General features: G+C 47.4%; 24 protein-coding genes and 1 pseudogene. 13 read left to right on the top strand and 12 right to left on the bottom strand.

Annotated features, from left to right (window positions below; genetic code table 11):
* Window positions 1-2: 2 nt before the first annotated feature.
* The 9 genes and pseudogenes from VSQ62_RS07710 to VSQ62_RS07750 all read left to right on the top strand — a co-directional run bounded on the left by VSQ62_RS07710 (window position 3) and on the right by VSQ62_RS07750 (window position 6,811).
* Window positions 3-1,352, top strand: a complete 1,350-nt coding sequence (locus VSQ62_RS07710) for a hemerythrin domain-containing protein (RefSeq protein WP_334634130.1) — start codon at window positions 3-5, stop codon at window positions 1,350-1,352.
* Between the two features lie 6 nt (window positions 1,353-1,358).
* Complete coding sequence (gene dtd, locus VSQ62_RS07715) at window positions 1,359-1,805, top strand: D-aminoacyl-tRNA deacylase (protein WP_334634131.1); 447 nt, start codon at window positions 1,359-1,361, stop codon at window positions 1,803-1,805.
* 122 nt (window positions 1,806-1,927) lie between these two features.
* Window positions 1,928-2,986: a helix-turn-helix domain-containing protein gene (locus tag VSQ62_RS07720; RefSeq protein WP_334634132.1), complete on the top strand. Its 1,059-nt coding sequence runs from the start codon at window positions 1,928-1,930 to the stop codon at window positions 2,984-2,986.
* A complete protein-coding gene (locus VSQ62_RS07725; protein WP_334634134.1) occupies window positions 2,973-3,119 on the top strand; it encodes a hypothetical protein in 147 nt (48 codons plus the stop codon). The genes VSQ62_RS07720 and VSQ62_RS07725 overlap by 14 nt, the downstream gene beginning before the upstream one ends.
* A gap of 5 nt (window positions 3,120-3,124) precedes the next feature.
* Window positions 3,125-3,280, top strand: coding sequence for a hypothetical protein (locus tag VSQ62_RS07730; RefSeq protein ID WP_334634135.1), 156 nt, complete (start codon window positions 3,125-3,127; stop codon window positions 3,278-3,280).
* A 53-nt stretch (window positions 3,281-3,333) separates the two neighbouring features.
* Window positions 3,334-4,188 (top strand): hypothetical protein, encoded by an 855-nt coding sequence (locus VSQ62_RS07735; RefSeq protein WP_334634137.1) that lies wholly within the window; start codon window positions 3,334-3,336, stop codon window positions 4,186-4,188.
* Between the two features lie 38 nt (window positions 4,189-4,226).
* Entirely contained in the window at window positions 4,227-4,619 is a 393-nt protein-coding gene (locus VSQ62_RS07740) for a hypothetical protein (protein WP_334634138.1), read from the top strand.
* 344 nt (window positions 4,620-4,963) lie between these two features.
* Window positions 4,964-6,422 (top strand): annotated as a pseudogene (locus VSQ62_RS07745) (transposase).
* Window positions 6,423-6,628: 206 nt separating this feature from the next.
* Window positions 6,629-6,811: a hypothetical protein gene (locus VSQ62_RS07750; RefSeq protein WP_334634139.1), complete on the top strand. Its 183-nt coding sequence runs from the start codon at window positions 6,629-6,631 to the stop codon at window positions 6,809-6,811.
* A 344-nt stretch (window positions 6,812-7,155) separates the two neighbouring features.
* Here VSQ62_RS07750 and VSQ62_RS07755 read toward each other — a convergent pair whose 3' ends face one another.
* From VSQ62_RS07755 to VSQ62_RS07765, 3 genes are all read right to left on the bottom strand, one after another.
* Window positions 7,156-7,440: a PD-(D/E)XK nuclease domain-containing protein gene (locus tag VSQ62_RS07755; RefSeq protein WP_334634140.1), complete on the bottom strand. Its 285-nt coding sequence runs from the start codon at window positions 7,438-7,440 to the stop codon at window positions 7,156-7,158.
* Window positions 7,441-7,491: 51 nt separating this feature from the next.
* Window positions 7,492-8,742 carry an AAA family ATPase gene (locus tag VSQ62_RS07760; RefSeq protein WP_334634141.1) on the bottom strand — a complete coding sequence of 417 codons (1,251 nt, stop codon included), beginning with the start codon at window positions 8,740-8,742 and terminating at the stop codon, window positions 7,492-7,494.
* Window positions 8,743-8,839: 97 nt separating this feature from the next.
* The gene (locus VSQ62_RS07765; protein ID WP_334634142.1) at window positions 8,840-9,718 is read right to left on the bottom strand and encodes a helix-turn-helix transcriptional regulator; all 879 of its coding nucleotides are present in this window, start codon (window positions 9,716-9,718) and stop codon (window positions 8,840-8,842) included.
* Between the two features lie 99 nt (window positions 9,719-9,817).
* Between VSQ62_RS07765 and VSQ62_RS07770 the strand changes: the two genes are divergently transcribed.
* The gene (locus VSQ62_RS07770; RefSeq protein ID WP_334634143.1) at window positions 9,818-11,761 is read left to right on the top strand and encodes a glycoside hydrolase family 127 protein; all 1,944 of its coding nucleotides are present in this window, start codon (window positions 9,818-9,820) and stop codon (window positions 11,759-11,761) included.
* A gap of 64 nt (window positions 11,762-11,825) precedes the next feature.
* Here VSQ62_RS07770 and VSQ62_RS07775 read toward each other — a convergent pair whose 3' ends face one another.
* Genes VSQ62_RS07775 through gcvPA form a run of 4 tightly spaced genes read right to left on the bottom strand, consistent with a single transcriptional unit; the run spans window position 11,826 to window position 16,995 of the window.
* Window positions 11,826-12,938 (bottom strand): ATP-NAD kinase family protein, encoded by a 1,113-nt coding sequence (locus VSQ62_RS07775; RefSeq protein ID WP_334634144.1) that lies wholly within the window; start codon window positions 12,936-12,938, stop codon window positions 11,826-11,828.
* Between the two features lie 6 nt (window positions 12,939-12,944).
* Window positions 12,945-13,973, bottom strand: coding sequence for a zinc-dependent alcohol dehydrogenase (locus tag VSQ62_RS07780; protein WP_334634145.1), 1,029 nt, complete (start codon window positions 13,971-13,973; stop codon window positions 12,945-12,947).
* Window positions 13,974-13,988: 15 nt separating this feature from the next.
* Window positions 13,989-15,557, bottom strand: coding sequence for an aminomethyl-transferring glycine dehydrogenase subunit GcvPB (gene gcvPB / locus VSQ62_RS07785; protein WP_334634146.1), 1,569 nt, complete (start codon window positions 15,555-15,557; stop codon window positions 13,989-13,991).
* 1 nt (window position 15,558) lies between these two features.
* Window positions 15,559-16,995, bottom strand: a complete 1,437-nt coding sequence (gene gcvPA, locus VSQ62_RS07790) for an aminomethyl-transferring glycine dehydrogenase subunit GcvPA (RefSeq protein ID WP_334634147.1) — start codon at window positions 16,993-16,995, stop codon at window positions 15,559-15,561.
* Between the two features lie 263 nt (window positions 16,996-17,258).
* Here gcvPA and VSQ62_RS07795 point away from each other — a divergent pair, with 263 nt between their 5' ends.
* The 3 genes from VSQ62_RS07795 to VSQ62_RS07805 are packed head-to-tail and all read left to right on the top strand — an operon-like array spanning window position 17,259 to window position 21,920.
* A complete protein-coding gene (locus VSQ62_RS07795) occupies window positions 17,259-17,756 on the top strand; it encodes a MarR family winged helix-turn-helix transcriptional regulator (protein ID WP_334634149.1) in 498 nt (165 codons plus the stop codon).
* Window positions 17,753-20,089 carry an ABC transporter ATP-binding protein gene (locus tag VSQ62_RS07800; protein ID WP_334634150.1) on the top strand — a complete coding sequence of 779 codons (2,337 nt, stop codon included), beginning with the start codon at window positions 17,753-17,755 and terminating at the stop codon, window positions 20,087-20,089. The genes VSQ62_RS07795 and VSQ62_RS07800 overlap by 4 nt, the downstream gene beginning before the upstream one ends.
* 1 nt (window position 20,090) lies before the next feature.
* Window positions 20,091-21,920 (top strand): ABC transporter ATP-binding protein, encoded by a 1,830-nt coding sequence (locus VSQ62_RS07805; protein ID WP_334634151.1) that lies wholly within the window; start codon window positions 20,091-20,093, stop codon window positions 21,918-21,920.
* 120 nt (window positions 21,921-22,040) lie between these two features.
* On the opposite strand, the gene VSQ62_RS07810 is transcribed toward VSQ62_RS07805, so the two are convergent.
* The 5 genes from VSQ62_RS07810 to VSQ62_RS07830 all read right to left on the bottom strand — a co-directional run bounded on the left by VSQ62_RS07810 (window position 22,041) and on the right by VSQ62_RS07830 (window position 25,506).
* Window positions 22,041-22,301 (bottom strand): spore coat protein, encoded by a 261-nt coding sequence (locus VSQ62_RS07810; protein ID WP_334634152.1) that lies wholly within the window; start codon window positions 22,299-22,301, stop codon window positions 22,041-22,043.
* 13 nt (window positions 22,302-22,314) lie between these two features.
* Window positions 22,315-22,497, bottom strand: a complete 183-nt coding sequence (locus VSQ62_RS07815; RefSeq protein ID WP_334634153.1) for a hypothetical protein — start codon at window positions 22,495-22,497, stop codon at window positions 22,315-22,317.
* A gap of 30 nt (window positions 22,498-22,527) precedes the next feature.
* The gene (locus tag VSQ62_RS07820; protein ID WP_334634154.1) at window positions 22,528-23,271 is read right to left on the bottom strand and encodes a gamma-glutamyl-gamma-aminobutyrate hydrolase family protein; all 744 of its coding nucleotides are present in this window, start codon (window positions 23,269-23,271) and stop codon (window positions 22,528-22,530) included.
* Window positions 23,272-23,440: 169 nt separating this feature from the next.
* Window positions 23,441-24,667 carry an argininosuccinate synthase gene (locus VSQ62_RS07825; protein ID WP_334634156.1) on the bottom strand — a complete coding sequence of 409 codons (1,227 nt, stop codon included), beginning with the start codon at window positions 24,665-24,667 and terminating at the stop codon, window positions 23,441-23,443.
* 212 nt (window positions 24,668-24,879) lie between these two features.
* The gene (locus VSQ62_RS07830; protein WP_334634157.1) at window positions 24,880-25,506 is read right to left on the bottom strand and encodes a DUF1847 domain-containing protein; all 627 of its coding nucleotides are present in this window, start codon (window positions 25,504-25,506) and stop codon (window positions 24,880-24,882) included.
* Between the last annotated feature and the right edge of the window lie 80 nt (window positions 25,507-25,586).

Below are 25,586 nucleotides of genomic sequence, written 5' to 3' on the forward strand. Positions count from 1 at the left end.
GGATGGAGAGTCAATTGGTATGGAAGGACGAGTATAATATCGGTGTGGATATAATTGACAGAGAACACCAAAGACTTTTTAGAATTATCAATAAATTATTTGCGTTCAGTGACGAGAAGAATAAGAGCCAGTGGGCATGTCAGGAAGGGATCAAGTATTTTAAGGATCATGCGGCGAAGCATTTTGTAGATGAAGAGAAGTATATGGCTTCTATTGGTTATGAGGGGTTGGAATCCCATGGGCGGCTTCATCGGGAATTCCGTGAGAAGACATTGCCGTTACTTGAAAAGGAACTTGAACAGATGGAGTATTGTGCCGACTCGGTAGAACATTTCCTTGGGGTCTGTGTCGGGTGGCTGATCGGGCATACCATGATGGAGGATCGTGCGATCACGGGGGCAGGCGTGAGCAGATGGGATGAGCTTCTGCCGGAGGACAGGCAGGAGGCTGTGAAGAAGATCATCATCCAGTTGGTGTATGATCTGTTCCATTTGGAATCGCATGTGATCAGTGATACATACGGCGGGGAGAAGTTCGGAAGAGGAGTATATTATCGGCTGGTCTATGGTACGGACCAGAGTGAAGAGAAGTGTGAAGTTTTCCTGGTATTTGAGGAAAGGCTCCTGATCAATACGGTCGGCAAGGTGATGGGAATCGAGACGAACAAGCTGGAGACTATGCTGGTCAATGCGGCAAGATATACGGCGCGCCAGTTCGTAGAGCGGGTTATAGAGCAGATGCCGGACATGGAAGGATATAGGCTGAAGGAAGAGAATCTTCTTACTTATGAGGAATTCCAGAGTATATTTGAGAATGAAAAGCTGCAGGTAAGCCTGCTGGTTGATACGGGCAAGGGATATTTCGCATATTGTACGGTGGCTCCGCATCTTCTTAAGAAGGGAGATGTTACGCCGATCGGTGCGGATAATGCCATGGCCGAGGTTGAGAGATATCTCAAGAAGCGTGAGGAGAGTCCGAAGCCAAAGGTACTTGTGGTGGATGATTCAATCACTATCCGCGAGGGGATTAAGAATCTGTTAGAAGAGGATTATGATGTGTCGGTTGCCGCGTCCGGAACTGCCGCGATCCGGTGCCTTATCTTAGATAAGCCGGATCTGGTTCTGTTGGATTATGAGATGCCGGTCTGCGACGGCAAGCAGGTGTTGGAGATGATCCGCTCGGAGAATGCATTTGCAGGTATCTCGGTCATGTTCCTGACCGGAAGGACAGATCCGGAGACTGTTCGGAAATTAGTATCCTTGAAGCCGGACGGATATCTGGCCAAGTATTTGAAGCCTGCGGAGATTAAGCAGAAGATAGACGATTATTTCGAGAAGAAGAAGCAGGGGTAAGAGAAGATGCGGTTTGTGATCCAGAGAGTGACAGAGAGTGAAGTGCAGGTAGACGGCGAGGTCCTTGGCAGAATCGGGAAGGGTTTCCTGGTGCTGATCGGGGTCAGTGATTCCGACACGAAGGAGATCGCGGATAAGATGGTGAAGAAGATGCTTGGCCTTCGGATCTTCGAGGACGAGCAGGGGAAGACGAACCTGTCTCTCGATACGGTCGGCGGAGAATTGCTGCTGATCTCGCAGTTTACGCTGTATGCCAACTGTAAGAAGGGGAACCGTCCAAGCTTCATAGAAGCAGGTGCGCCGGATATGGCAGAAGAGATGTATGAATATATCATCGGGAAATGCAAGGAGCAGGTTCCGGTCGTAGAGCGGGGGCAGTTTGGAGCAGATATGAAGGTAAGCCTGGTCAATGACGGGCCGTTTACGATTATTTTGGATTCGGATATGTTATAAGGAAAATATAGTTTGCAAGAAAATGCTCAAGGAATCCTTGGGCATTTTTTGAACAGAAAATATTTATTTGTGTTTATATTTATCTGAAAAATGGTAAAATATAAACAGGAGGAGGGGATTTTATGTTCAGTAAGAATTTGAAATATTATAGATTAAAAAATAATATGTCTATGAAAGAACTGGCTTCTTCCATAGGGGTAACCCCGATGACGATCAGTTATTATGAAAGCGGAGAACGAAGACCAGGGATGGGGACCATAAAGGCATTGGCAGAAGTGTTAGATGTCAGAGTAACGGATTTCTTGAACAGTCGGAATCAAAATCTGGTCTTTTCACATGGAGAATTCCGCAAAGGAAGCAGATTACCTGTAAAACAACAGGACTATATAAGAGAATCGGTTGAAGAATATCTGAGCAGATTCTATTGTGTGATTGATATGCTTGGCGGTGAGGTTTTACCGGAAGCGCCAGTCTGTCATGGTCTTAGGCTTGTAGAGGATATAGAAGAAAATGCTTTTTCAATGCGTAGATATCTTCATATCTCAGAATTTGGGCCTGTTGGTAATCTGATTGGAATTCTGGAAAACAAGGGAATTCTTGTTTATGTGTCTGATATTGATAATGATGCATTTTCAGGAATGAATGGTACGGTAAACGGACGCCCCTTTATTGTGGTAAATGGAAAAATGAATACGGAAAGAATCAGATCCACGATTGCACATGAAATGGCGCATATTTTGTTTGAATGGCCGAAAGATATGGAAGAAAAGCAAATGGAAGAAATGGCGACTGCAATCAGCGGAGCTTTTCTGTTCCCAGAAGAGGATGCAAAGCGGGAATTAGGGATTCGAAGGACTTCCGTAACGAAAGATATGCTACTGGTATGTAAAGAATATGGAATATCGATGTATCTTCTGGTTAAGAGGGCGAATCTTTGTGGTATTGTGAGGGATAACGCGGCAAAGAATTTTTATATTAAGGCTGGCCGGGCGGGATGGAAGAAGAATGAACCATCGCGGATTCCGGAAGAGGAACCGACACTTTTTATGCAGTTAGTGTTCCGGGCAGTCAGTGAGAATGGGATATCTGTGCAGAAAGGAGCGGAGTTGCTGAAGAAGCCATATTCATATGTAATGGAGCAGTGTTTGGCGGAAGAAGGGGAAGCGGATGGAATATATTAGCAGTGATACAAATATTTGGCTGGATTTTGCGAATATAGGACATTTAGAACTGCCATTCAGATTGCCATATACGTATTTGATGAATGTGGATGCAGTACATGATGAACTTTTGGCACCGCCAGAGTTGGGATGATTGGTGTGCTGGATCAGTTATATCAAAGGGAGTACATTGATAAAGAGGTTTATTTAGAATGTTTGCTTAGATTGCAAGAATTTAATGGCGGTAAAGTTCGGTTGCCGGCAAAAGAGATTGGGAGAAGGATTGAAGAGATTAAAGCTGACTACAACACTTAAATATGCCATTGGATTCTTTTAGATTTTAAGAATATGTGTGGAAAGGGATTTACATGAAGATAAACGAAATATTAGCTGAAAATATCACAAAAGATTATTTTAATGCAAAAGTAAAGACAGAAGTGATATTTGATACAATACTGACTCCTGTTATCGGTGAAATTTTAACCGTAATTGGACGGGAAAATAAAAAGTTAAAAATAAATGGAGAAATGAAGCTACTTGCAAAGGAATTTCCGATGTTAAAACTAAACGAAGAGAATGAAAAAAACAATTACCGTAACTGTAATGCGGATTACCTTATGTGTGATAATAATACCGTATACTTTGTAGAATTGAAGACGACGCAGAAAAGTATTAATAAATTCCAGATGAAAAATTACTTAAATTACCTCGCGAATTGTGAAAATAAGAGATTTGCAGATGTTTCGGGTAGAGCTTTTATTGATTTATTAAATCATGTAAGTAAAACAGGATACCCACATAACGATCAAGGCAAGAAAGAAAAGGATGATTTAAAACAGTTATTTGAGGTGATTATAAACTATCCTAAAAATGACGGAAAGATTCCTGAAGGTTGGGAAGAAGACAATACTCACGCAGCCAGGGCAATCTCTTACTTAAAAAAGGAGAAAGCAACTTCATCAAAAAAATACATATTCACTGCCGGACAGATGCTTGACAATATGAAAGACGACAAATGGTGGAATTGCAAACAGATAAAATTGCTTTATCTTTTGCACTCAGAAAAACAAATATCCAAATATCTGCAAAAAGGTATTATCTTTGTAACTTTTCGGGAAATTGTTGAACGGGCATATGCAGTTAGTGAGGAAATGGAGAAGAAGGGTCTGAAAAATTATTGGGAATGGATTGTGAAAATACTGATTCAGTGTGGCTTGGTCTAACCCCATTAATCGCAGCAATAACTAAGAGGAGAATTATAATGAAAACAAATAGCAAGAAAAATCATCTGTCTCATATCATGATCTTTTTCATTATGCTTCTTTTTGCTGCTTGTTTAACTGTGAATGCAGTTGTTTGTTCACGCAGGGTATTTGACTGCAATCATAATCTTTATGAACAGTCAGATCAGGCAGGTATAATTGAGACACAGGCTGCTTTAAAAAGAATAGATACAGGTTTGGCTGCAAAGGGAGACGGTGATGACAATATAACGAGGAACAAATGTCCAATACCCGTGAGCATGGTACTTTCAAAAGGATATGGTCAATTTATTTTTCTTGTTATAGCTTTTCTGTTTTTCTATAAGGTTTTATTTATAGTATTATCTGAGAGATGGACATTAATTGATCAGAAGGTACGTCTGGATAATTGAATCAGCTTCATTTTATATCATTGCAAGTGTGATAACAGGTATAAGCCATTTTCAGGATCAGACATGGCTTTCTTTTTGTATGCATAAATAATGAAGCAGAGAGAGCAGTCTCGGAAACTCTTTAAGCCCGAATTTCCGCTCTTTTTTCATGTTCTTCTTTTTTGCTTTCCTCCATATCCCGGAAAACATTTTTGTTAAATTTTCAAAAAAGTATTGACATATAAGTCAAAATGTGCGGCGCGTTTGGTGACCATATACGCCAGTCACCAAACGCGCCCCTTGTAGTTAAGAAGCGTCTGTGCCACACGCACAGCATTAAACTAAACTACTAGGAGGTGCACTTTATGATCAAGTACTGGCAGTCCATGCAAGATTACAAGTACTTTCTCAACGAATCCAAAGTCCATTTCGATTCCTCTGAAAGAGTCCGGCTCCATACGGAGCTTTGGAAACCTTGGCAGAAACTCCGCCTAGGCCATGGAGTTCCTTCTGCCCTTTTACTCCAACACTGGCAGGCCCGCTAAGAACCAGCCACAAATCTTAAGGTCTTTTATCCTTTTCTTTCTTCTATTTTCAGAAGGTTTGGCCAAGCTATCCCTTACCCTTTGGGTCGACAGGCTCAAACATGACCGCCTCCTTGCCGCTCTCATCGGCTGCACTACGGATTCCCTGCCGCCCCTCGGTTCTTATTTTGACTTCATGGACAGGCTCTGGACTGCACCGCCAACGGACTTATATGCGCGGGACAAACTGCTTCCGGCTTCCTGGAACACCAAAAAGCCGGATAAGCCCAAAGGCAAAAAACAGAAAGCACAGGAGGCAAAGCCCAAAATCACAGAATCTATCGAAAAACGGCTCATGAGCGGGAAGGATATCCCTTTTAACTTTGAAGGGCGGCTGCAGCGCTTCTTCTATCACGTGGCTGTCCTGCCTTCCATGGAATCCGGTCTCATACCAAGGGAACACCTTACGGTTTCCGGAGACGGCACCGCCGTGCATACCCATGCCTGCCCACGCGGGCACCACAGGGTTGGCGCACCGGAAAACCTGCGGCATTTCCCCGACCCCGATGCTTCCTGGGGCTGGGACAGCGACCTGGAAAAATATTACTTCGGCTACACTTTGTTCCAATTATCCTGCTATAACAGTGAACTCAGGACAGATCTCCCCCTGCTTCTGCGTTTTACCAGTGCAAAGCGTCATGATTCGGTCAATTTCCTTGTCGCTTTCCATGAACTAGAAAAACATATGCCGGCTGTTTCCACCTCGAATATGTGCCTGGATTCTGCAATGGACAATTACCCCACCTACCGGATCCTTAAAAACAGGGGAATACGGGCCTTCATCGACCTGAACGACAAATGCGGCCGGCCAAAAACAATTCCTGATACCATCACCATTGACAAAGATGGAACGCCCTTATGTCAGGAAAAACTGCGCATGAAGCCTAACGGTTATGACAAATCCAGCGGTTACCTCATGTGGCGCTGCCCCTATGGGAAAGATCACTGTTCCAAATGTAAAAACTCCTGCACCGATTCCAAATATGGGAGAGTCGTCAAGACCCGGCCCGAATGGGATATCCGGCTTTACACCGACGTCCCCCGCGGCACAGATGCTTATAAGAAGATTTATAATCAACGCACCGCCACGGAACGTATCAACAACCGCATCCTCAATGATTACGGACTGCACCGTATGTTCATACACACAAAGGAGCATTATTCTTTCATGACGACCATGATTGGAATCTGCATCCATCTGGATGCCCGCTATAAACAGCAGGTGCAGGCAGCGGCATAAACCAAGTTTCCTGCTTCTGGATTCTTTCAGGCCTGTTTTCCGACAGGTTTTAAAGTCATGCACATTTTTATTCTTTATGCTCTCTGGACTGCTCAAGCCCCATAATCATCCATCCCTTATCCCTCTCATTTCTGAAAATCAACCCTTTCCTGCTTATTCTCTATTGAGTTTCCGAGAGTGCTCAGAGATTGAATTGGAGGATGTGAATGAAAAAAAGAATATATAAATTATTTCTCACTCTGATAGTGAGTCTGTCTCTGGACTCAAGTCCCATAGCCCAAAATGAGATACGTAAGATGCTTGAAGTTCTTTCACAAACAATTATGAGCAGGTTCAAGAACTTGATGAGGAAGAAAACGAAGATTTACCATAGAAAAGGAATAGGATAACATATGTTTGTTTTTTTGCTTACCGTATGTTACAACAAAAAATTAATTAAGGAATAAAATGAGGGAAATATCTAAGAAACATTGGATTGTTTTTCTGATACTTTTTTTATATGAGGTTTTAATTCTTGTATTTTTGCCGGTTATAAGTACCTCATTTATTGCAGGATTTACTTTATCTATTTTAAGTGTTTGGCTTATGGTTTATGCTATTTTTTGAAATCTCTTTCGCATTAAAGAATACTCCTTGGTCAATATTAATTGAAAATATAGTATGAAAAAGCTCTGAATCTTATTTGTTCCAGAGCTTTCATATAACTATGCTTTTGTAGGAAGTGACATTGTATTTAGATCTTTTTGATTTTACAAGTGTGTTTTTTTGATTTAGCATTGTAGTTAATACCAATCAAAAGGGCCTCACCTGTATAGTTAAATTTTCTTAAAATATGAGCATAATTCTTATCCGTTATCTGAGAGAGTGCCTTGTCTGCATTCTTATTCCATTTTAATTCGATTAGAAGTGCCGGCTTCGAAGAAGTATTCCTTGGCAAAAATAAAATATCTGAATAGCCCTTTCCGCTTGCCAGCTCTTCGAATCTCAGATAATGGTCCACAGCACTTAAATATGCCATAATGACTACATAACGAAGCGCCTGTTCGTTATTGTAGTTTATGGGCATTGTTTAAGTTTCATGTGTATCTTCAAGTATCCTGGCAACAGTAGTTTCATCCGAACACAGTGTTGCCTCTAAGAGTTTATCAGACATCCGGACAGCTTTCGCTAACTCTGGACGGCGGCCTTCCCGGATTGCTCTTATGAATTCATTGCGAACTTCTTCATTTGGGATAAAGACTTCTTCTGTCTCCATATCATATGCGAGGTAACCAAGGTGAACAAGCAATGTGAAGATGTCATCTTTGCCGGACAGAGAGGTCATATCATTCTGGAAAGTACCTGTATCAATTCGGCAGCGCTTTTCGCCTAGCAAGTCTACGATTGCATCTTTCAGTCCGTCGTAATTCATATCAATATAAGTTTTCAGGGATTCATATGTTTCGGTCTTTGTCCAGTAGTCGCCGAACCGATGATTAGAAACCGCTTCCATTATGGAGTTCGGACAATATATATGTCCTGTCTTATTCGGGAAATATCCGTCATACCACTTACGGGCTGAATCGAATTCTAGGTTATATTCTGCACATAGATTACGGACTTCCTCGTCTGTAAATCCGATGAAACTGGTTAATACTCCTGGTTCTAACATGGTATATTCTTTGAAATCAGTCAAAGCAGACTGGGTACCGTATTTTTTGATCGGAAGGATGCCGGTCATATAAGCTCCGATGATTACCTGGGAAGTCTGACTGCTTTTAAACATGCTCCGCAGTAATTGGATGTATTCTTTCTGTAATTCTTCGTTCTCTTGTGCCTCCCGGAACAGAGCATCCCACTCATCAATGATGATGAAGAATTTCCTGCCTGTTTTTGCATGGACCTGCATGAGCGCTTTGAATAATGATTTTATATTTTCATTAATACAGTTTGGAAATATTTCTTTTAATTCATGAATAATGTCTGACTGCAGATCACGAATGGTATCATTGATTGAATCTGCCATCGAAATGAAAGATGTCATATCAAAGAACAGTACGTCATGTCTGTTCAGATTCTCTTCGAACTGTGCATCTTTCATTCCGGCAATCTCCAGATCCTCAAAAAGCTCTCTGGAATCTGCGCCTCTGGAATAATAGGCGGCCAGCATCTTGGCGGCGAAAGATTTGCCGAACCGTCTGGGACGGCTGAAACAAGTCAGCATTCTGCTGGTTTCTAGCACTTGATTCATATATGCGATCAGTCCTGACTTATCTATATATGTCTTGCTTCTTAAGATGGCTTTGAATGCATCTGCCGGAGGGTTCACATAAAATCCCATACATTACTCCCCTTTCTATAGGTTGTGGGTTCAGTATATCATCTGGCAATAAAAATCTCAATAATATCTTAAGCATGAAATAGCAGATAGCCGGCTGTCAGATACGGTTTTTCTTCTTCTGGAAAAATGCTTCACGGTATGATGTGGCGGTAACGCCCTCATACCGTTTGAAAAGGCGCATGAAATACTTTTCATCCATGATACCGACCTGATTACTGATCTCAGCCAGTGTGAATTTCGGCTCAGAGGTCAGGTAATTTTTGGCGGCCCGGATACGCTGGCGGTTCAGATACTCCGTAACCGTATATCCGCTGTATTGCCTGAAAACGGAGGTCAGATAAGCAGGATGATATCCGAACTTACGGGCAATGTCAGTGACAGAGAGTGCGGTATCATAATTGAGCTGCAGCCATTCCATAAGAGTTATGATACTTAAGGGTATGTGCTCATTCTGCTGCATAAGATGATAGTGAAAGAAGTATTCGCTGGTCAGCTCAAGCAGCAGTGTGCTCTGGGCATAACTGCACTGCATTGAAGAGATGGGGCCGAGACGCTTTGCGAGGTCAAGAAGCTGTACGAACAGGATATTGATCCGGCTGTTCGAGGAGAATGTGCCGGTTTCGGGCAGGATATAACGAGGGAAGTCCTTCTCCTGGAAAGCTGCCGCAGCCTGTTGGTCGTCATGTACTATAGTGTACTCTGCACCGAAGTGAAAATGAGTCCAGTAGAAGGATAATTCACCGTCAGAAGGTACTGTTCCATGATGGCATTCTCCCGGGGGCAGCAGTACGAACTGTCCGGAAGAGAGATGGTAGCTGCGGGCATCAGATTGGATATGCAGGATCCCTTTGGTTACAGAGATAAATTCAAAAGAGTCTATCGTTCGTCTGGGGTGCAGAAACCTGTCTTCACTTATAAGGTTGCCTGCAGTCAAAAATGTGAGCGGCCGTGAGGCATCCGACAAGATATATATCATCTATGATTTGTCCACCTTTCTTTGAAATCTGTGTGTTGCAAAATCCTATAAAAATGATAGCATAGTTGATGAAAAGTGACAATCGGAGGACGAAATAAGATGAAAAAAACAGTAAGTGAAGTCAGGGAAAATCAGGTAAAGATTACAGACGCGTTCTGGTCACAGATTCAGGAGAAGGTTATCGATGTGGTAATCCCTTTTCAGGAGAAGGTATTGAATGACGAGATCCCGGGTGTGGAGAAGAGTCATGCGATAGAGAATTTCCGGATTGCGGCAGGATTAAGTCAGGGAGAGTTCTATGGAATGGTGTTTCAGGACAGTGATGTGGCGAAGTGGCTGGAAGGCGTGGCATATTCGCTGGCAGTCAAGCCGGATCCGGCGTTGGAGGCAAGGGCAGACGAGATGATTGAGATCATCGAAAAAGCACAGCAGCCGGATGGGTACCTGGATACGTATTTTATCATCAAGGAACCGGAGCATCGCTGGCAGAATCTTCAGGAATGTCATGAGCTGTATTGTGCAGGCCACATGATGGAGGCGGCTGCGGCGTATTACCGCGTGACCGGGAAGGATAAGCTGCTGCACGTGACAGAGAGACTGGCAGATCACATTATTGGGAGGTTCGGACCTGAGGAGGAGAAAGAGCATGGCTTCCCGGGTCATCAGGAGGTAGAGATTGGTCTGATGAAGCTCTATCATGTTACAGGAAAAGAGAAGTATAAGAACATGGCGAGATATTTCCTGGAAGAGAGGGGGAAGAATCCGGATTATTTCTATGAAGAGAAGTTGAGAAGGGGATGGCAGCACTCCGGACAGTACAGCACAGACCGTCTGGATGTAAGATATTATCAGGCGCACCAGACGGTCTATGAGCAGAAAGAGGCAGTCGGCCATGCGGTCCGCGCCCTGTATATGTATACGGCGATGGCAGACCTGGCCGGAACGGACGGGGATGACAGGCTGTATCAGGCATGCAGGACTCTGTGGGATAATATCGTAGGCCGGAAGCTGTACATTACCGGCGGATTAGGCGGAGATTCGGAAGGAGAGGCTTTCGCCTGCAATTATGAGCTGCCGAATGATATGGCATACGCAGAGACCTGTGCATCTATAGCCATGATATTTTTTGCACATCATATGCTGGAAATGGACATGGACGGCGCTTATGCGGATATCATAGAGAAAGAATTGTATAACAGCACCATCAGCGGGATGCAGCTGGATGGGAAGAGGTATTTCTATGTGAATCCGCTGGAGTGCGAGCCGGGAGTATCGGGGGAACTGTTTGGATATGAGCATGCATTGCCGACGAGACCAGGATGGTATGCATGTGCCTGCTGCCCGCCGAATCTGATCAGGCTGATCACATCCCTGGGGAAATATTGCTTCAGTGAGAGTGATTCTGCTATTTATTCTCATCTGATGATCGGACAGGAGGCAGAGCTTCAGAAGGCAGATATTACCGTACAAACCAGCTATCCATGGGAAGGTAAGACAGAGTATAGGGTTACGCCTAAGACAAATGAGGAATTCACCCTGGCGATTCATATTCCCTATTATGTGGATACTGACAGTGAGGAAACATCTGTGACAGTGAACGGAGAACCGCTTAATATGGCAGAACTTATGGAGAAGGGGTATGTATATATCACAAGAAAATGGAAGGAAGGGGATAAAGTTTCTGTTCATTTCCCCATGGAGGTGCGCAAGGTATACGCCAATCAGAATGTGCGTGAAGACGCGGGCTGTGTGGCTCTTCTGCGAGGCCCGATCGTCTACTGCCTGGAAGGTGCGGACAATGGGAAACTGCTCCAAAGCCTGCGGATTCCCAGAGATCTGAATGCAGTTCCTTATGTATGTGAAGATGGAGTCCTCAGAGGAAATGTCCTGCTTCGGATAGAGGGATGGCGCATGGTTGGCGGACAGGAATTATACAGTGAGAAACGGCCGGTGAGAGAGAAGGCGGTACTCACGGCAATCCCTTATTATACCTGGGCGAATCGGGGAGAGAACCAGATGCGTGTCTGGATATTGGAGGAATAGAAGGCTAGTACAGCGTTGTATTATTCAAGAACTAATGCAACGCTGTACCAGGCCTGTATCACGCTTAGACCATGTCAACCCGATATAATACAGTCTCGTAACTGCTCACTCCTATCTTGTAGTAACCGCACAGATACCGGTCCGTATCTCTGTCGCCCGTGTCCACAAGCATAGGACAGCCCTTAAGAGTTGCAAGCTTATCCTTTGTGACGGCCAGGATCAGCCTCTCTTTGGTTACCATCCGGATGATCCGGGGGCTGATCTGCTGATTTCCCCGCCCGAAGATAAATCCATTGCCGCCGATACAGGTTACGATGATCCATGCAGGTATGCCCTTTCCTAACAGTTTGCAGAGGGATTGTTCGTCCGCATCCCTTAAAATGATTTTTCTCCCTCTTGCGACATCCACGCCCCGAAGCGTCCCTTTGCCTTCTAATTGCTCCTTAAGACAATAGGTAGTGCTTCCAGGACCGATGATATATAAGGCGCGCTCGTCCATAGCAGAAATGATATAATCTGTGAGCAATTCTCTGCCCGATGAATCTCCCGGGCAGATCTCCTTTGCTTTTTGCAGTCGGCTCTTATCATGGATGCTTTGCAGGAATCCATATAAAGCGGGGGTTGCCAAGGGATCGTTAAGCTGCGCTTCATCAATATCCATAATTTCCCGGTATTCCAAGGACAGCCGCTCTCCCCGGACGAAGCTTCCAAGCAGCTCGCCTGCCTGATAGGGGCTTACGGCGTAACAGGCAGAATACATCTTCACCCCGGCCGGGATAGCCAGAACCGGGAATTGTTCGCCCACCGCTTCACAGATGTCCCGTGCCGTACCGTCTCCGCCGCAGAAGACGAGCAGATCCACACCCCTGTCTTTTAATAAGCGCGCGTAATACAGGGTATCCTCCTTTGAAGTGATCTCCCCATGTTTCCCGAGACTTTCATATGGAATCTGAGCTTTTTCTAATATATTTCCGCCCATTTCCCCTTCGGGGGCAATCATATGAAAGCCTGCGTCTTCTCTGATTCTGGCTATGCACTCGTATGCCCTTGCTCCGGCCGTTTTACTATAACCAAGCCCCAGGGCAGCCATGCGTCCGTCCAGGCTGTCGCTTCCTTTCATTCCCGCCTGACCGCCGAGCCCGGCAATCGGATTAACGAGAAAACCGATTCTCTTCATGCCGTTCTACATTCCTTCCGGGTGGAGCATGATCTTGACGGCCTGTCTGGACATGAATACTTCGAAAGCCTTTTCCATATCTGAAAGCGCATAATGATGTGTGATCATCGGTGTTACGTCTATGCGGCCGTCCTCGATTAGCTGCAGGCATTCCTTGAACTCTTCACGAGTATAGCAGATGGTGCCATGTATGTCGATTTCGCTGCGCACAACCTTGCCAAGATCCGTAGGCGCCAACTGATGGAACAGGCCTGTGATATAGTAGTGGCCCGTTTTCTTCAGGGAATTCATGGCAATCTCCACTAACGGAACGGCTCCTGCGCAGTCATGAACGAAATCCAGCATCTCGCCGTCCGTGATCTCGCGTATCCGCTTGATGGGGTCTTCGATGGAATTATTGATCACATCATCAGCCCCAAGAGTCTTGGCCAGTTCAAGACGGTCTCTGTCGCAGTCAGCTCCGAGAACGATAATCTTGCGTGCGCCGCGAAGCTTTAGAAGCTGTGTAGCATACAGGCCGATGGGACCGGGGCCTAAGACCATGACGGTGTCCTTGGATGTGAGGGGCATACGCTTGACCGTGCGGTACGCGGAAGCCACCGGGTCTGCTGCCGCCCCGAAGTCGTAGCTTGTGGTATCGCGAAGCTTCACCAGTACCTTCGCCGGAACGCGGACATACTCTGCAAAAGCGCCGTCTACGTGGATACCGGTCTCGATCAGGTTGTCGCAGAGCGGCTCATTTCCCTCGATACAGTATTTACAATTACCGCAGCCGATCACGATGCATGCGCTGACACGGTCGCCCACCTTCCAGTCCCTTACCTTTGTCCCGATTTCCACGATATCGCCCGCGAATTCGTGTCCTGGGATCAAGGGATAAGGAACTTCCCTGGTTCCTGCAAGGATCGGCCCGTCAGAGCCGCAGAAGCCGACGGATTTCACCTTCACTATGACATCATCCTCCCGGCATACCGGCATTGGCACATCCTTTATCGCAAAGCCTGGTCCTGTATGTTCTTTTACTACTGCTAGCATTTTTGTCTCCTTTCATCATTCGGCGGCACAATTCGGGTTCATTTTCTTGTACGCCCGCCATGTAGTTGCGAATTTATCCCAGTCTGTCAGACCGGCCTCGTCGATCTGTGATGCCAGCGCTGCCTTGTGCGGGGCGCTCTTGACCAGCTCCGGGTTCTCGTAGGCTTCCTTTGCAATGGAACGGAACGCTTCCACGAATTCATCAATATCGTCTTTGGAATAGGTCTCCGCCGGTTCCGGCGTAAATGGTTCCGGAATTACTCTTGGATGGTGGCTGGCAAAATAATCCTGGAATCCATAATCGACGATCCGCCTGCAGATGTCGTCGGTCGTGACTCCCGTATCCTCTGTAAGCTGCTCCCAGCTAAGCCGTGCCTGTTCCATACGGAATCTTCCTTCGGCCATAGGCATACTAAGTCCCGGGATTGTCAGCAGCTTTTTCAGCATATAGTTATTGTTCAGGATAGACAGCTCGGCGATCTGTTTCATTCCGTCCGGACCTAGAGACCGGATATAAGCGTAGGCGCGTACCAGAACCGCAGGCACGCCGTAGAACTTTCTTAATTTCCCGATACTGTCCGGATGGTCGTAGTCGAAGTAATATTTTTCTCCGTCAAATTCTACCGTCGGAACTGCCGTAAATCTTCTAAGCTTATCGGAGACGCACTGGGCGCCTGCCGCCGGTCCCTGGCAGCCGTGAGGTGAGGAGAAGGATTTGTGCAGGTTATAGTGGCACATGTCGAATCCTGCGTCTCTTGCCCGGGTAATCCCGAATACGCCGTTTAGGTTGGCCTGGTCATAGACACAGAGACCGCCTGCTTCATGCACGGTATCTACAAACTGGCGGATACGGTCGTTGTAGATTCCCGTGTCTTCAGGATTGGTGATCATCAGAGCCGCCGTATGCTCAGATACCGATGCCTTCAGAGCTTCCAGGTCCGGCAGCCCGTCCTTGTCCGGGTAGAGCGTGATCAGTTTATAGCCTAAGGTTGCAGCCGTGCCGGGGTTGGCGGGATGTGAGAGGATAGTGGTTATGATCTCATTGCGCTGTTCTCCTTCGCCGTTGGCTTCATGATAGGCCCGGATGGTCTGCACATTGGCGAAGATCGCCTGGGAACCTCCGGACGGCTGGAGGCTTACGCAGTCCATCCCGGATATTGCCTTCAGGTATTCCTGGTCACGGTACATGATCTCAAGGATTCCCTGAAGGGTGCTTTCATCCTGGTAAGGATGAAGTTCAGTAAGCTTGGGGGATCGAACCATTTGCTCGTTGATCTTGGGGCTGTACTTCATGGTGCAGGTTCCAAGACCGATGTCAATATTGATATCCGTTCCGATGGTCTCCTGGGAGAGACGCATATAATGCCGTAGCACCTGCATCTGGGACATCTCCGGCAGCGCCGGCATCTTCTTCCTTAGAAGTCCCTGGGGGACTAAGGATTCTCCGCTGCCCACACATTCGGTGATATGCTCGGATGCAAGGGGGATCATCACGCCCCGTTCCCCCGGATTCCCCAGTTCCATGATAATTGGTTCGTCCCATCTCGCTTCGTGGAAATCACGGTCTGTTCTTATATATCCCATATCACTGCCTCCCTTCTGTGATCGCCGTCAACGCGGTTCTTAGATTCTCGATCTCTTCTTCTGTTGTCAGCTCTGAGATACAGTACAGCGCGCTCTGTCCGTATTGCGGGAAATCCCGGCTTACGTCCTTGCCGCCGAAGATCCTGCGGGCAAGAAGTTCCTGGTTGATCTCCTTGACCGTCTTTCCTGTCTGATCAAAATTGATCACGAATTCCTGGAAATTCGCTCCGCCGAACAGATTCACCGTGATGTTCTTGATTTCAGATAGTCTTCGGATGGCGTAGCTTGTCTTCTGCAGGATGGTCTCGCCCAGCTCATACATCCCTTGAGGTCCCATGCTTGCAAGATAGATGCCGGCGGTGATTCCCCAGAGGCCTGTCTCTGTCCCGAAATACTCATTGGCATTCTCGCGGCTTCCGTGGGAACAGCGGTAGTTCATCGCGCGGCCCCATCCGTAACGCCCGTCTTGCCCGGTCTTGGTAATGCCATACATATAGGTGGGGAATTGTTCGGCAAGGCCAAGATCCTGACTGCACGCAATGAATCCCGCCTGCCCGCCGCCAAACTGCATGTGCATCCCAAGCGGCTGGATATCTCCGCATACCAGATCCGCACCCAGGTTCAGCGGGCTCTCTACGATGCCGAGAGATGCAGCCTCCGGCTGCGCGATGCAAAGAGCCTGGTAACGATGTGCAAGTGCGGCGATCTGTTCTGCCTGTGTCTCAAAGAATCCCAGATAAGACGGATTCTCATAGAATACAGCCGCCGCGCCGCCGTCCTTTAACTTCTCTTCCAGATCCTGTAAGTCCATAAGGCCTGTCTGGGGATCGCTGCCAACCGTGATAATCTCACCTGCATTCCTGCAGTATGCGAGAGCCTGTGATCGGATCTCCGGGTTCATGGTAGACGGAATCAGGATCCGGCGGTTATCGTGCCCCTTCGCCGCCTGCGCCCGAAGTGCGATGCAAAAGGCAGAAGATACCGACTGCCCTGCGTCGTAAGTCGTATAGCTTACGATATCCGCATCCAGAAGTTCACCCATCATGCTGGTGTATTCGAATATGGCCTGCATCTTTCCGTGATCGGAGTATGTATCCCCGCAATAAGCGGTCAGAAATTCCCCGCGCATGTTCAACTCGTCGCAGATGGCAGGGACCTGATGACGGTAACATCCTGCCCCGAGAAAGCTTACATAGTCCTCTGTGGTAATGTTTCGGTTCAAGATCCCCATCACATGCCGCTTCAATTCGTACTCGTTAACGATCGGCTCCGGAAGATCCAGCCGTTCTTTGTACAGCAGGTCGTCCGGGATCAGGCTTTTGTAGATCTCATCAATACTCCCTACGCCCAGCTCATCCAACATCTGCTGCTTGATTTCGGGAACACTGTTCGGCATGTAAGGGTGGACAAATGCTTTGTCCTTTCCTGTAACTCCCATTTGCTTTTTCATCTCCTTTTCGTTCAGTATTTTCATCATATATGAATATAGTAATCCTAAAAAACGGATTTGTAAATAAGAAGAGTGAGACAGTGTTTTCTATCGTTTTGTTATCTAATTAATTTTCTATAAATATTTCCACAATAATTTATAAATTACCAGAAATACATTGACATTTCTGGTAAAAATATCTAGTATAACCGTTAGATATCTAATTAATATTGAAGCGTGTGCTTCGAAAAGACAGGAAGGAAGACGGGAAAGTGAAGAATATAGAAGAAGCGTCTATATTTATCGTACTGCATCATTTGCTGCATCTGAGTAAATATCAGGCGATGAAGCGGATGGAGACGTTAGGATTAAAGCCGAGCCAGGCGGGGATACTTTTTATACTGAACTGTGAGGGAGGGATCTCTCAGCGGCAGTTGGCGGATAAGATCGGGATCAGGCCTCCGTCGATGACGGTAGCGCTCAGGAAATTAGAAGAGCAAGGCTATATCAGGAAGGAATCGGATGCGAAGGATCAGCGGATCATCCGTATAGAGCTGTCCAGGCGGGGGAAGGAGTGTATCGAAGAGCTGGAGGGTGTCATGAAGGATATGGAGGAAATGCTGTATCAGGGGATTACACCCGAGGAGAGAATGCTGTTACGGAGACTGATTCTTGAGATGAGGGAGAATCTGCTGAATTCCAAAGATTTTAAGGGAATGGATTTCAAAGATATAATAGAGAAGACGACAGAAGGGAAAGGTGAGATATGATAAAATTATTCAAGTTCTTAAAACCATATGGAGGTGCGGTCCTTGCAATCCTGTGTGTATTGGTTGTACAGGCCTACTGCGACTTGTCTCTGCCGACCTACACATCAGATATCGTCAATGTAGGGCTGCAGCAGAAGGGGATTGATGAGAAGGTACCGGAGATGATCGGTGAGGAAGATCTGGATCATCTCCTGCTGTTTGTACCGGCTGAAAAGCAGGAGACAGTAAAGAAAGCTTATGTTGCCAAAGAAGCGGTTTCTGAGAACTATGAAGGGAACGTGCTGGAGCTTGCGGAGGATGTGAAGGAAGATAAGGACAGGGTAGAGGAACTATCGGAGATCCTTGGCAGACCAATGCTTCTGTGCAGCGGGTTTGACTCTGGCAGTGATTCTGCGGTTGAGATGGAGAAGCAGATGAAGCAGCAGATGGAAGAGCAGATGAAGGAGCAGGCTGACCGGCAGCTGCAAGAAATGTCAGCGAGCGGGCAGGCACCGGACGGTCAGCCGGAAGAGCTGCGTGAACGGACAGAAGCTCAGATGCCGGATGTCAGCCAGATGACGATCTACGAGATATTCGGGATGATGGAGGAGTCTCAGCGGGACGCGGCCATAGAGTCGATCGAGGAGCAGCTTGCCGTGATGCCGGAGACCATGGTGGAGCAGTCCGCTGCAGTCTATATCGCCGGCGCCTATGAGAAGCTTGGAGTTGACCTGGACCGCCGGGAGACGAGATATATTCTTGTGACCGGGGCTAAGATGCTGGCGCTGGCAGCCCTTGGTATGTTGGCAAGTATTCTGGTAGGGCTTCTGGCATCCCGCGTGGGAGCAAGGATCGGTCAGACACTCAGGAAAGATGTATTCCGCAAGGTGGTTGGTTTCTCTAACGGTGAGTTCGATAAGTTCTCGTCAGCGTCTCTGATCACCAGGAGTACGAATGATATCCAGCAGATTCAGCTTCTTACGGTGATGATCCTTCGTATGGTAATGTATGCGCCGATCATGGCGGCAGGCGGGATCTTCAAGGTATTCCGTACGAATGTGGATATGTCATGGATCATAGCGTTAGCGGTCGCATTGATCGTGATGGTGGTTGCGGTGCTCTTTATCGTAGTGATGCCGAAGTTCAAGGTGGTTCAGAGTATGGTGGACAGGCTGAACCTGGTGAGCCGTGAGATTCTGACGGGACTGCAGGTGATCAGGGCATTCAGCACGGAACGGTATGAGGAGAAGCGTTTTGACGGCGCCAACAGGGATCTGACGAAGACGAATCTGTTCGTGAACCGTGCGATGACCTTCATGATGCCGATGATGATGCTGATCATGAACGGGATCGCCGTGCTGATCGTGTGGATCGGAGGGCACAGCATCAACGACGGCAGTATGCAGGTCGGGGATATGATGGCATTCATCCAGTACACGATGCAGATCATTATGTCCTTCCTTATGATCTGTATGATTTCGGTCATGCTGCCAAGGGCGGCAGTTTCCGCGGATCGTGTAGATGAGATCCTCACAAGCAGTACGCTGATCCATGACCCTGAGAATCCGAAGGATTTTGCGGGAAATGGAACCGGCGAGGTGGTGTTTGACCATGTATCCTTTCGTTATCCGGGCGCTGAGGAGGATGTGCTGCAGGATCTGTCGTTTACCGCAAGGCCGGGGGAGACGACCGCATTCATTGGAAGTACGGGAAGCGGCAAGTCGACGCTGGTGAACCTGATCCCGCGGTTCTATGATGTAACGGACGGAAGGATCACGATTGACGGTATGGATATCAGGGAGGTTTCTCAGCATGATCTGCGTGACAGGCTTGGGTATGTACCGCAGAAAGGAGTCCTGTTCTCCGGCGATATTGCTTCGAATATTCTGTACGGCAATCCTGACGGCAGCGAAGAGGAGATGACCGAGGCGGCAAATATCGCCCAGGCGGAGGAATTTATCGAGCAGAAACAAAAGCGATATCACAGCCCGATTGCTCAGGGAGGCTCGAATGTGTCGGGCGGGCAGAAGCAGAGACTGTCTATTGCAAGGGCGGTTGCGAAGCATCCGGATATCTATATCTTCGACGACAGCTTTTCGGCGCTGGATTATAAGACGGATGTGAAGCTTCGTAATGCCCTGAAGACCAAGACGAAGGACAGCACGGTGATGATCGTTGCGCAGAGGATCAGCACGATCCTTCATGCGGAGCAGATCATCGTGCTGGATGACGGGAAGATCGTGGGCAAGGGAACGCATAAGGAATTGCTTAAGAACTGTGAGGAATATTATCAGATTGCGTCTTCTCAGCTGTCAGAGAAGGAACTGGAAGACGATATGAAGGAGGTGGGATAATATGAGCGGAAGAAGACGCGGGCCTATGGGTCACGGAGGACATGGGATGCCGGGAGAGAAGGCGAAGGATTTCAGAGGCACTATGAAGAAATTAATGGTGTATCTCGGCGCCTATAAGTTCCAACTACTCCTGGTGGGAATATTTGCGATCGGGAGTACCATTTTCAATATCGTAGGTCCTAAGATTCTGGGAAGGGCGACGACGGAGATATTCAACGGGCTGGTCGGTAAGATTTCCGGCGGAGCGGGGATTGATTTCGGGAAGATCGGCAGGATATTGCTGCTGCTGTTAGCCTTGTATGCATGCAGCGCGCTGTTCTCATTTGTCCAGGGGTATATCATGACCGGCGTATCCCAGAAGCTGACGTACCGGATGCGCAAGGAGATATCAGAGAAGATCAACCGCCTGCCTATGAATTACTTTGACAAGATGCCCCATGGAGAGATCCTTTCAAGGATCACCAATGATGTGGACACCTTAAGCCAGAGTCTGAACCAGAGCGCGACGCAGATGATTACGTCTGTTGCCACCATCATCGGTGTGCTGGTCATGATGCTCAGTATCAGCCCGCTGATGACGCTGATCGCACTTCTGATACTGCCGGTCTCTGTGGGTATGATCTCGGTGATCGTGAAGAATTCTCAGAGATACTTCAAGAGCCAGCAGGAATATCTGGGGCATGTGAACGGTCAGGTGGAAGAGATCTACGGCGGTCACATTATTGTGAAGGCATTTAACAAAGAAGAGGATGTGATTGCGTCATTTGACCGGGATAATGATATCCTGTACGAATCTGCATGGAAATCCCAGTTCCTGTCGGGAATGATGATGCCGATCATGCAGTTCGTGGGGAATCTGGGATATGTTGCGGTTGTGATCCTTGGCGGATGGCTTGCCATGAGGGATGCGATCGAGGTTGGTGATATCCAGTCGTTTATCCAGTATGTAAGGAACTTCACACAGCCGATCCAGCAGGCGGCGCAGGTAGCGAATATGCTACAGTCTACGGCTGCGGCCTCTGAGCGGGTGTTTGAATTCCTGGCGGAGGATGAGGAGGATCAGACAGCGGAGCATCCGGTATCCATAGAAGGACTGGAAGGACGTGTGGAGTTTGATCACGTGAAGTTCGGCTATCATGCGGACCACACGATTATCCGTGATTTCAGCGCGAAGGTAGAGCCGGGACAGAAGATTGCCATCGTAGGGCCTACAGGAGCGGGCAAGACCACCATGGTGAAGCTGGTCCTGCGGTTCTATGATGTGAACAGCGGTTCCATCCGGGTGGACGGGCATGATATCCGGAATTTCAACCGGAGCGAGCTTCGGGAAATGTTCGGGATGGTACTGCAGGATACTTGGCTTTTTAAGGGCAGTATCGAAGAGAATATCCGTTACGGCAAATTAGACGCGACCAGGGAAGAGGTGGTGGAGGCTGCCAAAGCAGCTTATGTCCATCGGTTCGTGCAGACGCTGCCGGGGGGTTATGATATGGAGCTGAATGAGGAGGCGAGCAATGTATCCCAGGGGCAGAAGCAGCTTCTTACGATCGCGAGGGCGATCCTGGCAGATCCGAAGATTCTGATCCTGGATGAGGCGACCAGCTCGGTAGATACGCGTACGGAGGTGAGGATCCAGAAAGCCATGGATAACCTGATGCGCGGAAGGACCAGCTTCATCATCGCACACCGTCTGTCTACCATCCGGGATGCGGACCTGATCCTGGTGATGAAGGATGGAGATATCGTGGAGCAGGGCAGCCATGAAGAACTGCTGGCACAGAAGGGCTTCTATGCGGATCTCTATAATTCGCAGTTTGAGAGAAGTGCGTAGTGCTCTGGCGGACCAAAGCAGAACGTAGGAAAATGCATAGCATGTTATGTAATATTGGCAAGAAAAACAGGACCGGGATATTCCCGGTCCTGTTTGCGGCATTGAAGCTGTCACAGGAAGTTATCTCATAGAATTCCCTGTCAATACGGATTTCACATGATCGATCTCCTGCTGGGAAGCCTTTGCTGCAGGTACATAATAGCTCTTCTCTCTTGCAACCTGATAGAGCTTCTCCTGGGACATCTCACACTCGTTACGCATCTGTTTCAGGCATTGTTTCAGTTCTTTGTTCTCTGTCTGCGGGATCATCTCTCCAAAACGGGTCAGTTCACCGTTGACACCTGTCAAGGCGTCGCTTACCATTGTTTTCTCGTCTAACATATCTGCTTACCTCCTATAAGAATTTCATTAAGTCCTGCTTGTTCTTCATGGCAGAATTTGCGGCATCCTGGAAAAGTTTCTTTACTTCAGGGTCTTGTGCCTGGGAGGCATAGTCCTGCATCTTGCAGTGGCAGGTGTCATATCCACCGATCAGGTGGCGCAGGTTTTGTAAATCGAGTACTGATAATTCGGACATATCTGTTTCCTCCTTTAACTAATTTCGGGATTATTGTGTCCGTTGTCTGGGAGAAATATACTGTATATTTTTAGCATTTTTTGATTTTTCGATAAATTCATAGAAGAGATTCTGCATGGTGGGGAAGGCATGATACATACATTCCGGATGCCACTGTACTCCGATGACGAACGTATGGGAATCGGATTCAATGGCTTCTATTATACCGTCGGAGGCGACAGCGGCGGTCTTAAGCTCCCTGCCCAGATCGCGGATGCATTGGTGATGGAAGCTGTTGACATACTCATTTTTATTGAGGATATTAGATAGTATGCTATCTTCGAGGACTGTAAGCTTGTGGCACGGGTCCGAGCGGTCGGCAGATAGCTGCATGTGATTCAGAGAAGCAGGCCAGCGAAGAGAGAGATCCTGATAGATCGTTCCTCCAAGGGCGATGTTGAGGATCTGCATACCGCGGCAGACGGCGAGGATCGGGAGCTTCAAGGACAGAGTATATCTCATAAAGGATATGTGAAATTGATCGGTACGAAAGTCGGTATGCCCGCGGTCTGTCATCAGTTCTTCGCCGAATAACAGCGGGGTCACGTCATCGCCGCCGCAGAATAAGAAGCCGTCGCACAGCCTTCCGTAGCGGGGATAGCTGCCCTCATCATGTGTACAGGGGAGCACAACGGGGATGCCGCCGGCGTCTTCGACTGTCTGGATATATGTCTGCGGTACGAATTGGCGCTGGTTCATGAATCCGCAGGATACGATTCCGATTACTGGTTCCATAGATTCCTCCTTCTGGTCTGGATACGTTGCGGTTCACGGCCGGCGAGGCTATGAACTGTAACACAAGATATGAGAGGAAAGCAGGAGATATGAGTAAATCAAGATTGGATGATGCGGCACAAAAAGCATGTCTGTTTCAGATAACCTTGAAAAGACATGCTTTTATATATTATTTCTGGCTGTTATTCACTTCCTGCATCTTCATCGCACGAACCTTGAGCGGCAATCCGAACAGATTAATGAACCCGTCCGCATCATGATGGTCATACAGATCGCCGGTCGTGAAGCTTGCAAGGGATTCACTGTACAGAGAATATGGGGAAGTCGTTCCGGCTTTGATGATATTACCTTTATAGAGCTTGAACTTCACTTCACCGGTCACATACTCCTGAGTGCTCTCTACAAATGCCTGAACGGCCTCGCGAAGCGGTGTGAACCATTTGCCCTCATATACGATCTGGGAAAGCTTGTTGCCCATCTCTTCTTTTACTTCGTAAGTGGCGCGGTCTAATACCAGTTCCTCTAACTGCTGATGTGCCTCGTAGAGGATGGTTCCGCCGGGAGTCTCATATACACCGCGGGACTTCATACCTACCACACGGTTCTCCACGATATCACAGATGCCGATTCCATGCTTGCCGCCAAGCTCGTTGAGCTTGCGGATAATATCGGATACCTTCATTTCTTCGCCGTTGATACTCTTTGGAACACCCTTTTCAAATGTCATCGTCACATATTCGCCTTCATCCGGCGCCTTCTCCGGTGTAACACCAAGGACCAACAGATGGTCATAGTTCGGCTCGTTGGCAGGATCCTCAAGTTCCAGGCCTTCATGGCTGATGTGCCAGAGGTTGCGGTCGCGGCTGTAGCTGTGGCTTGCGTCGAATGGAAGGTCGATGCCGTGCTGCTTGCAGTATTCGATCTCTTCTTCGCGGGAATTCATGGTCCATACATCCGTCATTCTCCATGGAGCGATGATCTTAAGATCCGGCGCCAACGCCTTGATGCCAAGCTCGAAACGGATCTGGTCGTTACCCTTGCCGGTTGCACCGTGGCAGATTGCAGAAGCGCCTTCCTTTCTTGCAACCTCAACCAGTGTCTTAGCGATCGCCGGACGTGCCATAGAGGTTCCGAGCAAGTATTTATTCTCGTAGACAGCGTGAGCCTGTACGCATGGTACGATATAGTGATCGCAGAAATCATCAATGATATCCTCGATATAGAGCTTGGAAGCACCGGACAGTTTCGCCCTCTCTTCTAAGCCGTCTAACTCTTCCCCCTGTCCGCAGTTAATGCAGCAGCAGATTACTTCATAGTCGAAATTCTCCTTAAGCCACGGAATGATGGCTGTGGTGTCAAGACCGCCGGAATATGCCAGTACAACTTTTTCCTTCATGATAGAATATCCTCCTTTTTGTATCATTACCCTGCAGCTTTCATCTCTGGATGCTTCATGGGTATCTGTATATGAAAATATGTAACCTTCAATTGCAAGAAATACTATAGCGCATTTTTTATAATTATGCAAGAATAAATTGTAAAAAAGATTAAATATGCGGATTATACAGGAAAGTTGAATAAAAAAGCATGTTAGGAGGGGATATGCGCTTAATCCTGCAGTTTCTTATAATAAGTATCGGCTGTATAAAGCGCCGCCGCCGGATTATGTCCGAGTACCCGGTCCTTCGTTATCATCGTAGTGGTGATCGCCTCGGAATATTTATAAAACAGGCTGTCGTGTCCCACACACAATCCGACGACAACGTTCAGGTCCGTCTTCGCATGGTTCAGCATCTTCGCCTGAAGGATCGGGTTGCACATATTGATTCCGATCTTGTTGCAGCGCTCAGGAATCCCAACGTCCGATTTGGGCGTGGAGCCTGCCTTACAGGTAATCCCGAATACTGTAAAGCCGCGCTTGCGGAAGATCGCCGCCAGAGTCCGGCTCTCCTTCAAGAGCCCCACGCAGGTAGCGATGCCGATCTTCTTCGCCCCGATTCTCTCCGCGAAAGCCATGATCTCCTCAACCCGTGTATACTGGCAGTAATGGTCACATTCCACCTCTGCCGCCGCAACCATAATATTATGATTCTCTTCTTCCTTGTAACAATCCATGGCATCCTTATAAACATCCTGATCCATATTCGTAGTCAGACAGAACTCAGGATAAGTCTTGTCCATCTTATCACAGTTTTTCACTGCACAGTCAATACATGACATCTCTTCCAATTTCATTTCTTATTCCTCCAATATTGAATAAATTATCGATGTAATTATAATGCATAATAACTAAATATGCCATATAAATCTTGTGA

Source organism: Sporofaciens sp. JLR.KK001 (assembly GCF_036941055.1).
Lineage (GTDB): Bacteria > Bacillota > Clostridia > Lachnospirales > Lachnospiraceae > Sporofaciens.

Bases quoted from the DNA above. Each gene is read 5' to 3' on its own strand.
- VSQ62_RS07710 (WP_334634130.1), top strand. From the start codon at position 3: ATGGAGAGTCAATTGGTATGGAAGGACGAGTATAATATCGGTGTGGAT.
- dtd (WP_334634131.1), top strand. From the start codon at position 1,359: ATGCGGTTTGTGATCCAGAGAGTGACAGAGAGTGAAGTGCAGGTAGAC.
- VSQ62_RS07720 (WP_334634132.1), top strand. From the start codon at position 1,928: ATGTTCAGTAAGAATTTGAAATATTATAGATTAAAAAATAATATGTCT.
- VSQ62_RS07725 (WP_334634134.1), top strand. From the start codon at position 2,973: ATGGAATATATTAGCAGTGATACAAATATTTGGCTGGATTTTGCGAAT.
- VSQ62_RS07735 (WP_334634137.1), top strand. From the start codon at position 3,334: ATGAAGATAAACGAAATATTAGCTGAAAATATCACAAAAGATTATTTT.
- VSQ62_RS07740 (WP_334634138.1), top strand. From the start codon at position 4,227: ATGAAAACAAATAGCAAGAAAAATCATCTGTCTCATATCATGATCTTT.
- VSQ62_RS07750 (WP_334634139.1), top strand. From the start codon at position 6,629: ATGAAAAAAAGAATATATAAATTATTTCTCACTCTGATAGTGAGTCTG.
- VSQ62_RS07755 (WP_334634140.1), bottom strand. From the start codon at position 7,440: ATGGCATATTTAAGTGCTGTGGACCATTATCTGAGATTCGAAGAGCTG.
- VSQ62_RS07760 (WP_334634141.1), bottom strand. From the start codon at position 8,742: ATGGGATTTTATGTGAACCCTCCGGCAGATGCATTCAAAGCCATCTTA.
- VSQ62_RS07765 (WP_334634142.1), bottom strand. From the start codon at position 9,718: ATGATATATATCTTGTCGGATGCCTCACGGCCGCTCACATTTTTGACT.
- VSQ62_RS07770 (WP_334634143.1), top strand. From the start codon at position 9,818: ATGAAAAAAACAGTAAGTGAAGTCAGGGAAAATCAGGTAAAGATTACA.
- VSQ62_RS07775 (WP_334634144.1), bottom strand. From the start codon at position 12,938: ATGAAGAGAATCGGTTTTCTCGTTAATCCGATTGCCGGGCTCGGCGGT.
- VSQ62_RS07780 (WP_334634145.1), bottom strand. From the start codon at position 13,973: ATGCTAGCAGTAGTAAAAGAACATACAGGACCAGGCTTTGCGATAAAG.
- gcvPB (WP_334634146.1), bottom strand. From the start codon at position 15,557: ATGGGATATATAAGAACAGACCGTGATTTCCACGAAGCGAGATGGGAC.
- gcvPA (WP_334634147.1), bottom strand. From the start codon at position 16,995: ATGGGAGTTACAGGAAAGGACAAAGCATTTGTCCACCCTTACATGCCG.
- VSQ62_RS07800 (WP_334634150.1), top strand. From the start codon at position 17,753: ATGATAAAATTATTCAAGTTCTTAAAACCATATGGAGGTGCGGTCCTT.
- VSQ62_RS07805 (WP_334634151.1), top strand. From the start codon at position 20,091: ATGAGCGGAAGAAGACGCGGGCCTATGGGTCACGGAGGACATGGGATG.
- VSQ62_RS07810 (WP_334634152.1), bottom strand. From the start codon at position 22,301: ATGTTAGACGAGAAAACAATGGTAAGCGACGCCTTGACAGGTGTCAAC.
- VSQ62_RS07815 (WP_334634153.1), bottom strand. From the start codon at position 22,497: ATGTCCGAATTATCAGTACTCGATTTACAAAACCTGCGCCACCTGATC.
- VSQ62_RS07820 (WP_334634154.1), bottom strand. From the start codon at position 23,271: ATGGAACCAGTAATCGGAATCGTATCCTGCGGATTCATGAACCAGCGC.
- VSQ62_RS07825 (WP_334634156.1), bottom strand. From the start codon at position 24,667: ATGAAGGAAAAAGTTGTACTGGCATATTCCGGCGGTCTTGACACCACA.
- VSQ62_RS07830 (WP_334634157.1), bottom strand. From the start codon at position 25,506: ATGAAATTGGAAGAGATGTCATGTATTGACTGTGCAGTGAAAAACTGT.